The sequence below is a fragment of the Veronia pacifica genome, from assembly GCF_001707825.1.
GTDB classification, from domain to species: domain Bacteria; phylum Pseudomonadota; class Gammaproteobacteria; order Enterobacterales; family Vibrionaceae; genus Veronia; species Veronia pacifica.
The window spans coordinates 38979-52952 of record NZ_LYBM01000005.1 but is presented as its reverse complement, the minus strand read 5'-3'; the positions used below and the strand labels follow the sequence as shown (position 1 = coordinate 52952).

The 13974-nt window shown below is 43.5% G+C and carries 11 protein-coding genes; 2 read left to right on the top strand and 9 right to left on the bottom strand.

All coding sequences use genetic code 11. The annotated features are described in order from the left end of the window. Positions 1-3: 3 nt before the first annotated feature. The 5 genes from udp to A8L45_RS04615 form a co-directional block, all read right to left on the bottom strand. Positions 4-765, bottom strand: a complete 762-nt coding sequence (gene udp, locus A8L45_RS04635) for a uridine phosphorylase (protein ID WP_068899732.1) — start codon at positions 763-765, stop codon at positions 4-6. Between the two features lie 235 nt (positions 766-1000). Then, on the bottom strand, positions 1001-3331 hold the full coding sequence (locus tag A8L45_RS04630) for a zinc/cadmium/mercury/lead-transporting ATPase (protein ID WP_083228202.1): 2331 nt from the start codon (positions 3329-3331) through the stop codon (positions 1001-1003). Positions 3332-3698: 367 nt separating this feature from the next. Then, the gene (locus A8L45_RS04625; RefSeq protein ID WP_390336302.1) at positions 3699-5348 is read right to left on the bottom strand and encodes a phosphoethanolamine transferase; all 1650 of its coding nucleotides are present in this window, start codon (positions 5346-5348) and stop codon (positions 3699-3701) included. A 21-nt stretch (positions 5349-5369) separates the two neighbouring features. Next, positions 5370-5741 carry a diacylglycerol kinase gene (locus tag A8L45_RS04620; RefSeq protein WP_068899728.1) on the bottom strand — a complete coding sequence of 124 codons (372 nt, stop codon included), beginning with the start codon at positions 5739-5741 and terminating at the stop codon, positions 5370-5372. A 577-nt stretch (positions 5742-6318) separates the two neighbouring features. Next, complete coding sequence (locus A8L45_RS04615) at positions 6319-7656, bottom strand: MATE family efflux transporter (protein WP_068899727.1); 1338 nt, start codon at positions 7654-7656, stop codon at positions 6319-6321. 459 nt (positions 7657-8115) lie between these two features. On the opposite strand from A8L45_RS04615, the gene A8L45_RS04610 reads away from it, so the two are divergent. Next, positions 8116-8703, top strand: coding sequence for an LEA/WHy family protein (locus A8L45_RS04610; protein WP_068899725.1), 588 nt, complete (start codon positions 8116-8118; stop codon positions 8701-8703). Between the two features lie 71 nt (positions 8704-8774). Here the strand turns inward: A8L45_RS04610 and A8L45_RS04605 are convergent, their stop codons facing one another. Together A8L45_RS04605 and A8L45_RS04600 are read right to left on the bottom strand one after the other, a co-directional pair. Beyond that, positions 8775-9191, bottom strand: coding sequence for a CBS domain-containing protein (locus tag A8L45_RS04605; RefSeq protein ID WP_068899723.1), 417 nt, complete (start codon positions 9189-9191; stop codon positions 8775-8777). A 226-nt stretch (positions 9192-9417) separates the two neighbouring features. Further along, on the bottom strand, positions 9418-10737 hold the full coding sequence (locus A8L45_RS04600) for a DUF945 family protein (RefSeq protein ID WP_068899722.1): 1320 nt from the start codon (positions 10735-10737) through the stop codon (positions 9418-9420). Between the two features lie 474 nt (positions 10738-11211). On the opposite strand from A8L45_RS04600, the gene A8L45_RS04595 reads away from it, so the two are divergent. After that, the gene (locus A8L45_RS04595) at positions 11212-11769 is read left to right on the top strand and encodes an outer membrane beta-barrel protein (protein ID WP_068899720.1); all 558 of its coding nucleotides are present in this window, start codon (positions 11212-11214) and stop codon (positions 11767-11769) included. 38 nt (positions 11770-11807) lie between these two features. Here the strand turns inward: A8L45_RS04595 and dsdC are convergent, their stop codons facing one another. After that, positions 11808-12734 (bottom strand): DNA-binding transcriptional regulator DsdC, encoded by a 927-nt coding sequence (dsdC, locus tag A8L45_RS04590; protein ID WP_068899872.1) that lies wholly within the window; start codon positions 12732-12734, stop codon positions 11808-11810. 204 nt (positions 12735-12938) lie between these two features. Beyond that, a complete protein-coding gene (locus A8L45_RS04585) occupies positions 12939-13523 on the bottom strand; it encodes a TfoX/Sxy family DNA transformation protein (RefSeq protein ID WP_068899711.1) in 585 nt (194 codons plus the stop codon). Positions 13524-13974: the final 451 nt, after the last annotated feature.

The window sequence follows — 13974 nt, the reverse complement described above, 5'->3', positions numbered from 1 at the left end:
ACATCACAGCATTTTTCGGGCAGCTTCGACAACAACTTTGATAGAGCGCGCTTCAGTTTCAGCTAACGTATCGTGATTAGGTGTTTCTGCACTGTTGCGATTAATGATCACACCAGCAACGCAGCCTGCGCGTAACCCAGAGCTTGCACACATGGTTAGCAAAGTGGCAGATTCCATCTCATAGTTAAGGACACCCATCTGCTGCCATTCTTCCATTGACCCCTGAAAACGGCGCACAACACGACCTGTTACCGTATCGTAACGCTCTTGTCCCGGATAAAAAGTGTCACTAGATGCTGTCACGCCAGTATGTACCTTGGCACCACTTGCATCAGCCGCCTGTTTCATTGCCGTAGCCACATCAAAGTCAGCAACTGCAGGAAACTCCATAGGCGCAAAGTGAGAACTGGCACCATCAAGACGAACAGATGCCGTCGTGACTATCATGTCGCCCGGCTCAATATTTGGCTGAATCGCACCCGTTGTCCCTACTCGTAAGAAAGTATGAACGCCAAGTTGGGCAAGTTCTTCAACGGCAATAGATGTCGATGGGCCGCCTATACCTGTCGAACAGATAATGACTGGTTTGCCGTCAAGTTCTGCACGATAAAGTGTATATTCGCGATGTGCTGCCAAAAATACAGGTGAGTCCATAAGGTTAGCAATTTTCTCAACTCGGGCAGGGTCACCCGGGATAATGGCAACCTCGGCACCTTTTAGGTCGTCTTTGTTCACACCAAGATGGAATACTGCAGTTTCAGACATCGAGTTTCTCCTTTTGAGACGGCAACTGATAGGGTTTTATTTGTGCCGTTTGAGCGTGTCCCTGATTAAGGGCGCGTTTCACAAGCCCATAAACTAACTGCGCAGACAACAAATTAAAGTGACAAACATCACCAATAATTAAAGTCCTAACGTTTCATTTTCATTGAGGTGGAAATAAGATCACTCAAAGATGAAAAAACCGACAGCAATGTGTCGGCTTTTTATTCATTTCGCGTTATCCCTTCTTAAGTAGCCTCAGGGCATTGAGCGTCACCAGTGCAGTCGCCCCACTGTCAGCAAGAACAGCAACCCAAAGCCCAGTGATACCTGCCACGCTAGTGACAAGAAACACAGCTTTAAGGCCAATTGCCAGCGTAACGTTTTGTCTGATGTTAGACATGGTCGCGCGGGCAAGTCCAATGACTTCAGGCAAGTCCTCTATCCGATTATGACTGAGTGAAATATCCGCGGTCTCCAGAGCTACATCCGTTCCACTGCCCATTGCAATACCAACATCTGATGCCTTCATCGCAGGAGCATCATTAATGCCGTCTCCCACCATGGCAACAGACTGCGTCGATGTCAGTTTTTGTACTTCACTCACTTTGTGCTCAGGATATAAACCAGCTCGATAATCCATTCCTAACTCAGAGGCGATAGCGGCAGCTGCGGTAGGATTGTCTCCTGTCAACATTACGGACTTTATACCCATTGCAGATAATCGTGAGACAGCCGCAACAGACCCTTCCCTGAGTGAGTCTTGCCAACCGATAAGACCAATCGCTTTTTCATCCTCAAACACCACGGCCACGGTTTTTCCCTGCGCAGCAATACCATCAGCCTGAGCAGTCTGGTCGTGATCAAGCTTGAGGCCATTGGCTAACTTATCGAGAGCAACAATTTGGATACGTTTTCCATCAACGATGCCGGAAACACCCTCGCCAGCCTGAGCCATCCGGTTCTCTGCCTCTGGTATTTTCACGCCGCTCTTTTGCGCATAATCGACCAATGAGCGGGCAAGCGGGTGATGGGAGCCCATTTCTATCGCCGCCGCGGCAGCAATAAAATCTGCTTCTTCATGTTGCCAACACACCAGATCAGTCACACTAGGCTGACCTTTGGTGAGAGTACCTGTTTTATCAAAGGCGACAGCGTCGATTTTGCTTAGTGCTTCAAGTGCGGCACCACCCTTGATTAAAGCGCCCCGCCGTGTGCCAGCCGCCAAACCAGACGTTATTGCTGCCGGCGTTGAAATAACCAGTGCACAAGGACAGGCGATGAGTAACAGTGCCAACCCACGGTACAGCCACACATCCCATGATTGTCCTAGCAGAAGCGGCGGTAACACCACAACCATCAACGCAACAACCAGCATCATTGGCGTGTACCATTTGCTAAAACGGTCAATAAAGCGATCGACAGGTGCTTTTCTTGATTCTGCCTCTTCAATCAGGTTCAGAATCCTGTCTATGGCACTCTCTCCCTGCCGGGAGACAACCTTGAGGCGTACAACCCGGTCAACTGCCAGTGAGCCTGCCATGACCTTTTTGCCCTCAAGGATATCAACAGGCACAGATTCACCGGTCAGCGCACTCTGGTCAAAGCTTGCGGCGGTCGATAATAACTCGGCATCTGCTGGTAAACGTTCACCCGGTGCAATTTCAATAACGTCGCCAGGGCTGAGGGTTTCTACTTCTACCTTTTCCCTTTCTCCGCGCTCATTAATTTTGACCACATCATCTGGTACAAGAGACATTAAGGCCTGAATACCATCTCTGGCCCGGGAGGAGGCATATGCTTCTAATCGCTCGCCAATCAGAAATAAGACCAGGACCATTGCGGCTTCAACGGTTTCGCCCAGATACAATGCGCCAACGGCTGCAACGCTCATCAACATTTCGATAGAAAACGGGGAACCGGATTTAGCGAGATTAAATGCTTTTTTGACAATGGGGTATAAGCCAATCAGGGTAGCGCCAATAAATAGCGATTTGCCTAATTCCGGTAACCAAAGCGATAAAAGAGCGGCTGATGTCATCACCAGAACCAAGCTCAATAAAATAGCCTCATCGAAAATGCGCTGCTTGAGCGATTTTTTTGCATTTTTATCTTTTCGACGAGAAACCTCAGAAAGGGGGAAGCCCGCTTTTACAGCTTGACGCTGCACTTCTTCAGCCACCTCTGCGGCATTAGTATTGAGGCTAAAGTCCACTCGTAGCTTTTCAGTAGAGAAGATCACCTGCGCTCTGTCGACACCGTCTATGGTCTTAATTGCCGACTCCAGTTTACTCGCGCAACTAGGGCAATCCATGTTCGACACCTGCCAGTATTGAGTTGATTCAAGCTCTGCAGGCTGAGGCGAAGTATCTTGTTGTTTTTCTCTGTTACAGCATTTACTCGCAGCGGCAGGTTCATCTGGTTCAGGGTATTCTGGCGTTGAGGCAGTCATATTATCACCCTCTATTGAGCAGGCAGTGATCGCCGTTGCAGGCTGGGCGACGGTATCGCGTTTCACCTGAGTGTGTTTAGTATTTTTACATTGGGTAGATGCACAAGGCTTACACATCACAAACTCCATCTTGGTCTAATTTAGTAAGGAGTTTAAACCTTGGAGTTGAATCCAAGGTCAAGCCTTTGTCTGGTTTTTTTTATAAAACCTCTTTGACAACTTTTTACACAGAGGTTCTTATCATGTCAGCCCAAAGCCACAAAATCTGGTTCATTTGCAAGTGAATTAGGACAAAAGCATTTGGATAAGTGCGAAGAAAGAGACGTTGAAATACTAATAAGACAAAGACTATTGCCGATTAATGGTGGAAGGGCACAGAAGAGGAGTAGAAGTGAGTGATCACACAGAGAATGTCAGGTTCCGCGCTGTTCAAACGCGACGTAATTTGGCCTGCCTGCCAGTCTGGCAAGCAGGCCACAATAACTCAGTGACTGAATAAACTTTTTTCTTTGTTCATTTCGGCAGTTTTAACACCAAAAGAATCGATAAGAGTATGGAACAGGTTGTCATGAGAAAACTCACCCCGCGCCGCACGTTGCTCGAGTGCTTTTCGGTCAATGCCTCTGGAATTGGCGTATCCATCACCCATCCATATGATCCAAGGAACATGCTTCTGTTCTTCTGGGGCAATCATATAAGGCGTACCATGCAAGTAAATGCCATTTTCACCGAGTGACTCACCATGGTCCGAGAGATACATCATGACCACATTGTATTTGTCTTCGTATGTCTTCAGCTTATCAATGATTTTGCTCAGGAAGTAGTCGGTGTATGCAATGGTATTATCGTAAGTATTAACAATTTGCTCATCGGTACAGTTTTCGATATCACTTCTGTCACAGGTAGGCGTAAAGCGTGCCATGGATGCAGGATAACGCTTCCAGTAAGTCGGCCCATGACTGCCGATTGTGTGAAGCGCAATCAGCTTATTGCCTTTCATTTTAGCCACACGCTGGTCAAAGCCGTCCAGTAACACCTCATCATGGCAAGTCATACCATCACAAAACGTATCCGAAGAGGAACTTCCAACCATCTTCATACCGATTTTTTGGGCAACATCTTTATCGCCGCCATCATTATCAAGCCAGCTTATATCCACGCCCGCTTTATGCATGATATCGAGCGCGTTGCTCTGGCTGTTGGCTTGACGACGGTCATAATTAGTTCTCTCAAGTTTCGAGAACATACAAGGGAGTGAATGGGCTGTCGATGTCCCACAACTGGTAACATTTGCAAACGAAATTACGCCCTTGTCCGCAGTGTATGGATTTGTATTTCGCGGGTAACCATTGTAATGAAAATTCATCGAACGCGCCGTTTCTCCGACGACGAGCACCATCAATGTCGGTTTGCCGTTCGAAGCAGGAACAAGTGTCGCATCATCACCCAGCTCTCTGAAGGGTAATTCAGGTTCAAAATTGATTTTGTATGCGTATTTTACTGAATTAAAAATATGCGCAGGCACAATCATCTTTTTGATGTAAGAGTTATTCCTTCCTATCGAGGCAAAATCTTTGTAGAAAGCCCCAGCAATAGCGAGTATGCCCAGAACAGCCACAGTAACTAGAGCCAGACGTTTAAACATACGAGACTTTATCGATGCACTGGTATCTATTTTCACAAGGCCAATTAAAATAGAAGGCACCCCGCCCAAAATCAACACATACATTATTGCACTGAGCGAGACAAAAGAGAGGGCTTCACTGGTATGCGTCTCGAACACATTTTCTATCATCGACGAATCAAACATAATCTGATATCTCGATGTCGCGAAACAAGCGATAGCAGATGACAGAGTAATGACGATAAATAACGGGCGGAATAAGTAAGGGAGCGCAAGCACTGAGAATATGACGATAAACAAACAGGTCAGTAGTAACGGCGCGCTGTACGCAAATAAGCCAGCCTGGCTATTCTCACTGAGATGAATAATTTCAGAAACTACTGGCGTATTGAGTACAAAACCGAAATAAAGAGACATGGCAACAATAAATGTTGTCATGGATACTTTACATTTTTCTCTTATTGCCTGAAAGCTCAATGATCCCGGAAGACTATTAATATTTGAGAGCAAGGTATTTCCTCTAATTAGCTTTTATTGGCCGAAAAAGTTAAATAACACAACAAACCAAGTCATTGAGACGAGGATTAATGCGAAGAAAACAGCAGCTGAACCTATATCCTTAGCTCTACCACTTAATTCATGGTATTCGGAGCCAACTCTGTCAACGACAGTCTCAACAGCTGAATTTAAGAGCTCAACAATGAGTAGAAAAATCACTGAACCCATCAAAAGGCATTTGTCTGTAAGACTAAAATCAAATGCGAGGGCGAATATTGCTGAAAACGCCAGTAAGAAAAACTCCTGACGAATCGCTGCCTCGTGTTTGAATGCGGCTTTAATTCCCTGAATGGAAAATCCTGTCGCTTTGTATATACGAGCAATGCCAGTATGGCCCGGTTTCATTAACAATCTCCTGACATAAAAACGTACAAAACATCAACAGACTCGCTAATTCCGAGCTGTTTAATGTACTGTTTTTAGATACTTTTTCTTTTTAATGCCTGATAGAAATAATCTAAAATCACCCATCTCCATTATTTCTGGCATAGTTATGATTTACCCATAAAAGGCAGACACGAGTATACGAAAAAATACCCTAACAATGAAGAATAAACCGGAAAAAGCCATAAAATTTACAAATAGAGAATAGCAATATTACATTTTAATAACAACACCCGCATATAATTTTACTCCCGCCCTGATTTATTAAAATATACATTTTGGCCGATATTGACAAAAGTTATTACTTTAGTATTCCATTAAATAATAATTTTGATAATAAATTACCGAAGTTATTTAAGTTAAAAATTGCCTAACATTCTATATATTATTTAATAAGGGAATTGATAGACGAGAGAGGATTATAAATATAAAAATTTGAATATAAAGGTCATACAATTTAACTCAAACAATATGTATGACCTTAAAAAAAAGGTAGAAAAATACACTTTTTTGTTTCAAACAAAAAAATCTTTATTTATTACTGTTTCTGTTCTATGCCAGAAATAAACCTTAGCACTATGGTGTAGGCCAAAATTCCAAACACAAGTGAACCAACAGCATTACCAATCAGCACCCCTTGAGCACCGCCAATCCCACCTCCGATGTAGACGAAGGGAATGGTACCCAATGTCGCTTTACCCATATTAAGCATGGTTGACCAAGTAGGCTTACCAAGGTTATTAAATGCTGCATTAGATACGAAAAGCATCCCGTTGAAGATAAAGGTAATAGCCAGATATGTGCAGAAGAGTAAAACCATATCCGCAGCATCTCCATGAAGGCTAAACGCATCAACCAGAGCATTTCGAGCAATAAACAGAACTCCGGCAGCCAATACACAGTAAGCAATCATGAACTTAAGTGCCTCATAAACCGTCAGGCGCACCCTGCTAATGACACCAGCACCAACATTTTGCCCAATAATGGGCCCAACGGCTCCTGATAATGAAAAGACGAGGGCAAAAGAAACTGGCATAAGGCGGCCGATAACAGCAAAACCAGCAACAAATTCTTCACCGAATTTGGCCACCTGACTTGTCACAATGGCATTACTTATAGGAGTAGCAAGATTAGTCAACACAGCAGGAATGGCGATTTTTGCAATCGGGTTCAGGGCGTGCAAAAAGTTTTTCACTGTGGGTAAAGCAAGTAAATCATGTATCTTGATAACACCACGCATGGATACCGCAAACAACACCACTCGAGAAATCACACTGGCAATCGCTGCGCCTTCTATACCCATAGACAAAGTAAAAATAAATATGGGGTCTAAGACTGCATTTGCTGCTCCACCTGCGAGTGTTGCCGACATTGATCGTTTTGCATCACCTACTGCTCTCAGCGCAGCCGCGCCGGCCATTCCCATCGCGACGAGCGGTGCACTGGGAAGCATAATCGTTAAATAATCTTTTGCTTTCTCTGCCACGTTACCGGATGCGCCCAGCAGAGCCAGTAGTGAGTCGAGAGAAAAAAGCAGGCAACTTACGACAGTCAAGCTTACGGCCAGGGATACCAACAGAACACTCGACGCCATATTACGGGCAACATCTCGTTTACCAGCGCCAATTGCCCGACTGACTATTGCGCCCATTGCGATAGATGTACCGACTGAAATTGACGTGGCAAAAAAGACCACGATACCTGCAAAGCCAATCGCTGCGGTTAAATCAAGATCGCCAAGCATGCTGATAAAAAACATATCCAGCAAATCAACAAAGAAGAGTGCCATTAGGCCAACAGCACTGGAGACAGACATGACAGTGATATGCTTCATTACCGAGCCGGTAACAAATTTTGCTTGTACTTGAGCAGACATGAAAAACTTTAACTCACGTTTTGAAGGGCGGATTCTGTTCTAAAGATGCACTTTAGCAGCACAAAGACGCGAGATGAGGCAGTAAGAACTGGCGCTTTAAGCTGAAAGAAACAATCCATAGGTGGTTTGGATAAAAATTCGATGACAGACTAACGAAGCTAAAAATAAAAGGCACCTTATTTTTCACATGTGTCGTATCAGTTGGCAAAAAAATCTAGTGCTTTTTGGGTGATGAACAGAGAACCGAGCGTGATCGCGGGAACGAAACCATCGAAACAAGACACTGCGTGAGTGCTAAAGTTACCCGTACAAGTGGTATGGTAAATGTGTTTACAGGCGCTCAACGACTGCACATGATACACATCATAATGACATGAGCGCTGTTGTGTTTGCTGCTACTATGTCGCGTCTATTCGCATCCCCAACAAGTGGATGCCTTTCACCACAAAAGGAGAATAAATGTTTCTTTGCAGTAAAGTCCGCGCCGTTTGTACGGTCATCTTTTTCTTAGTGCTGACAACAGGCTGTAGCTCAATAAATAACGCATTAAACAGTGCCGTAGTCGCTAGCCTTGACCTGAAGGAACCGACAGCCGAATACAAATCTTTCAACATTCGTTCAGTTACGGCTAAAAAAATCGCTTTGGATGTCATACTCGAAGCCAATAACCCAAATAATGTCGGACTAAAAAACCTCTTTGTTGACCTTGATGTATCTATTGAAGGTAAGCGGCTGTTGAAAAGCGTCAATTCAGAAATTGCACTGAATGCCAGTGGAAAGTCTGATATCCGTTTACCCATAGAGATTGTTTATGAAGAGTTATTTAACTCAGCAGGTGCCATAGCAGGCAATATTTTGCGTAATGACAGTTCAATCCCCGTTCAGCTTAAATACCGGCTACATGGCAAACCAACCATGAAAGATCATCCCATTTCTTTGATACCGCTGTCTGTTGACCAGGAAAGTGAAAAGACGATTTCAATCCCATTGCCAGAAGATAAAGTCGGTGTCATTAAAGACTTGCTGGGGAAACATCTGAATTTATAGCCGACATTGTAAAAATAAAAAAAGGTGCATCTTGCACCTTTTAAATGTGTTAAACGCTGTCATCGTTTGACTTATACAGGGTGCATGAAGCCATCACCAATTTGTGTACTAATAGCTTTGAGAATATCGCGGCGCGTTATCAGTCCCACAAGACGCCCCCCATCACACACAGGGTATACTTTTGGTTTGGTTGGCACCATTTGCTCAGCAAGTCGCATGATGTTGTCGTAAGGAGAGACTGAAAGCACGTCTTTGTACATACAGTCACCCACTGTTTTGGAATCCTGACATGCATAACCCACCTTCAAAAGCTGGTGAATCATGTCCAACTCAGACAGAAAACCAACCACCTTGTGGCGGTCATCAATCACAGGCGCACCAGACTGGTGTGTTTTCAGAATCTTGTCCATCGCTTCAGACAGTGGCATATCCGGTGTGAACGTCACCGGGCGCTTGTTCATGTAATCCTCAACCTTAATTGATTCCATATAGTCCTCCTCTTGTGGACATAAGATAAGGTACTGATTGACCAAACAACCATAATCCTAGTGTCGGTCAAAGTATGAAATTTACTAGCTTTATCCCTGTAAATTTTATGGTTTGTCACAAAGGTTAAACTTTATTCTTAAGAATCTAATTAAGGACATGGGCACAAAAAAGGCTCAGCGGTTTGCCGAGCCTTTCTCTTTGAACCCAATAGGATTTACGTAAGAGTTACATAAATAACTGAGATAAATACATCAATGGAAATTCCTGTCCGGTCGGTGAAACCAGAACTTCTCCTTTGAGAGTTGCAGTAATTTCAGTATTCGTGCCTTTTTCCTCAACAAATCCCATATTGCTCAGCTCACTAACAAAGTAATTCAGTGAAGGCTCAGCTCTGATCAATACTGTTGGAATAGATGCTGATAAACCACCGTGTATCTTGTCTACTAACAACTGAACATTTTGACTGACTTTGTTGATACCCGGATCGACATTTAATGTTAAATCAAAGCTGGTTTTACCCTGAGGCAAATCTGCTTTTACAGGGGATAGGGAGAACTTAACGCCTTTCTCAACCATTTCATCAACAGCCTGAATGATAGCGGCGAGTTCACGCTCAGACGGTTCACCTGTCATGGCATTTGACAGCTTGTATAGTTGAATAACGGAATCTCGGTCCAAAGATTCAGCGCCAACACCCAACTCCACATTCTGAAGCGTAAATTCTGTGCTCGGAGTATAAAATTCGCCGAGTTTAAAGATATTGTTGGTTGTTATTGTTTTAGGCTGTACATCTTTATCCTGCCCTTCTTTTGCTGCCAGCATATCGAGCTCATTAGAAATGTTGATTGATAAGTCTTTCAGCGTGAAACTCTCATCGACATCACCCTTTAACTCGACCATAGATAGATCGAATCTTTGCGTGCCCACCCAGACACCTTGGTCCATGAAGCCTTGGCCCTCGCCTTTCAAGCCATTAACATCAAAAGATTGATTGTCATCAGCAATGACGTTTAAGGATGAAAGTGAGTAAGAAAAGTGAGTTTTTGCATCTTTGTCCTGATGACCAGTCAAGATGAAAGGCTTACTGACCACCTTATAACCATCCTCAACAGCATTTAGTCCATTAACCGTAAAGTTAAAATCAGTCGCACCAGTGATGGATGTTTGCTGTTTAATGACGACGGGCGACTCCTCACTTCCCCACAGTGTTTTGGCGAGTTCCTTTAGCTCCGGTTGCATATCTAATACCGATACAGACTCAACGCCAGCTATGCCATGTGTAATGGTGTGGTTAATCTGATACGTTGATGGAAGCCCCTCCTCTTCCAGGCTCTGTCTGAGCGCATTTTTGAAGGTAATTCGTGTGACCGCATCCGATGACAAATATCCCCTGTTGTAGGAGACATTGCTCAGTTCCATATCTGGCTCATCAATTTTTTTTAACTCATTTTCATAAGCAGACTGACCGATTTGTCCCACGGCCAGCGGCCATAGCAACACAACAGCGATACCACCACCAATTGCAGCGTATTTGCCAAAAATCATGGCTTCACCTTTTTTGTGGTTATATAAAAAATAGAGGGTTACTCTCGAGTGCCCATGTATGAATAACTCGAGTATCATTACGGGCAATCTCATTACGACTAACATTTAAAATTGTTTGGGCATAACGCCAGTTTAATAGAATTTTTTACTTCAACGAGCAATTTCTCATGAAATTAGACTAAGTTATCGAAGATTTAGCTATTTTTCGTCCCCAAATGTGCCAGCACTCCCTGTCTTAAGTCGCTTATGCCACGGGCTCTTCCAACAACACAAAGTTGATATAAAAAACCGAATATTGAACCAATCTAACAACTGAAAATGCAAAGTTTGATTTTTTTTCAAAAGTTAGACTTGTCTAGGAGATTAAATTGCATTTATCACTATCAAAACTAAAAAGAATTCAAAGCCAGCAGTTGTTTATTAAAAGGCGTTTCTATTACTATATCGTGCATAAATCTTTCTTAGAGACATTCCATGCGTAAAATTACACTTTGCTGCACTTTACTGGCGTCACTTTTATCTACTTCAGCTCTTGCCAATCAGGACTCAGCCCCTTTCAATAGCATGAGCAACTTCTCTTACGACTACTTTGAAGCTCGTGTCGGTTTGAGCCCTGTGACATATGGCCTCGGCTTCAGCAAATCAATTCACCCAAATGCACACGTGCGCGCTGAGATCGATACTGAATTTGAAAGCGATTGGGATTCTACCGCTGCCATTGGTTTTCATTCACCCGTTAACGACTGGGCCGATGTATACGGTGAAGTTGCTCTCCGCAATCTGAAAAACGAAACCTACAAAGACGGTGAATTCGGTATTGAAGTTGCACTCGGTGTGCGCCAATGGCTGACACCGCAAGTTGAGGTGGGCGGAGAAATCGGTCATATCAATATTAAGCAAGAAGATGAAACAGTATTTGGTTCAATTACTGGTCGCTTCCATGCGACTGAATTGTTCTCTATCGGCGCTCAGTATCGCTTCAAAGAAGCGTACGGCGACCAACTCATGCTCAGCACTCGCTTCAAATTCTAATTCTGTCGCTTCACGTATAGAAACGGCAAAAAGCCTCCTTACCGGGAGGCTTTATTTTTACTACTTATTTCAGACTCTATCCATTGTTGGAATGCTTGTACTTTGTTCGATGTGATCAGGTCTCGCCGGTACACGAGGTGGTATTTAAATGGTGCGCATACTGGCATATCAAAAGGTGCAACCAGACTTCCCGCCGCCAAATCTTGCTCAACATAGCTTCTGCGACCAATAGCAACTCCCAACCCATTTTTTGCCGCTTCAAAGGCCATATCGGCACGATCAAAGCTCGAATTTCTCTCGCTCAGTACACTCCCTGTTTCCTTTGCCCAATATTGCCATTCATCATTGACGCTGGCACTTGCCCATGGTGCCGCGTCATGCAATAAGTGACATCGGAACAGATTTTCTGATGCACCGTATAAAGAATGTGCTGCAGCGTAGTCAGGACTACATACTGGCTCGATGACATCATCGAAGAGAAATACACTGCTTAACCCTGTGTACCTGCCATTCCCATAATAAATTGCACAGTCGAAGGCCTCGGTCTGAAAATCGACAAGGTCGTTTCGGGTTCTGATATGGAGCGTGAGCTCAGGAAATAAAGCAGAGAACTTATAGAGTCTGGGAGCAAGCCAAATCTGACCAAAAGTGGGAGGAACGGAAATAGTGAAGTCACCAGCAAGATGAGCATGTTTGAGTTCCCTGAGTTGAAGACTCATCGCGGCAAACTGCTCATTCAAAGACAGCTTAAGTTGTTCACCTTCTGGCGTAAGAGTCAATTGTCTTGGTCTACGAATAAAAAGTTGTACGCCGAGCTTCTGCTCAAGATTTTTGATCCGATGACTGACCGCACTTTGAGTCAAGTTGAGCTCGGATGCTGCACGTGTGAAGCTCATCTGCTCTGCTGCGACACTAAAACAATGTAACCCGGATAATAACGTAGAAGATAGGGCAGGAACTTTCATAAAAGAGGTCAAAAATCCAATGGTATCTATATGTAATAAGAGCATATCCCAAAAGGATTGAGACTGCAGTGAAGTCCATCTTAGAAGATACTGGCGACTTTTATTACCTGTGCAGAGATTTAACTAGCGGAGAGCATCAATTAAACGATAAAAATAAAAAGGGCCGCACAATGGCGACCCTCAGTAATAACTTCTTCAAGAAGGCTAGATTGCTTCTAACAATTGTTGTTTCTGCTCTTCACCAATGAGTGTCCAGTGCACACCTGTTTGTGCACCAACAAACATCCAAAGCAGCTTGACGTCAACATCATAACCATGGGCTTCCTGCACCATTTTAAATATCTCTTCTGGAGGAAGAGAGAAGAAAGTATCGACATCAGCAATACCTGACTTCTTCAACATACGCTCAATAGTAAGACGAAGATTCGGCAAGTCTCTTAAGCGTTTGTTGGATTTTGAGTCGCGATATTCTTTTTCGGCCACTGATGTCTCTATGGACTTTTTTACCAGTGATACCAGAACATCGTCTTCTTGTTGGTACAAAGAGGTCACATCATAGTAGTTAACAACTGCTGTCGAACTTTTTTTGACATGAACGAATTTTTTACATTTTTGTGAAATCAGCTTGTCGGTCAGATCAGCGCCGCCTCGAAGATAAATCCTCTCATCTTTAACTAAGGCAAACATGGCACCATTGACAAAAAAACCGGTACCACCAAACATTGAGCGCTTTTCAGTTTCACCAACTTGTTGTAGATACGCGACAAAGCCTTCCTTTACTTCAAACATCTGCGTCTCCTGCTCCCTAAGCGAATTGTCGATCAACTTTTTTCGTATTTTCTCGATGCAAAATAATCATGACCGAAGTCAAAGAAGAAAACCATTGAAACGATCAAAAAGTTAGACAACTGTAAGCAAAAATGAAACATATGTCACTTTTAATAAACACAAAGTAAGTGTGAGATACAGTTCTCTGTTGGTTTAACCATTTATTCCTGTTCAAAATGCCATCATTTTTTTTAACGCATTCATTGTTTTTTACAAAGTTGTCGGCCAATAGAAAGTGGGCTTGACGTTTAAAACGTCATATATGCACGAGGTATTTTGTTTTTTGCTACCAATCCCCCTTATGTACAGCTGTTTCTTCCCCTATCCGCGTTTGTTACGAAGTGATTACATTGATATTTAGTTTTTTACTGGTAGTCTCGAGTCGGCTGCTTTATTAACAAAACACTAAATG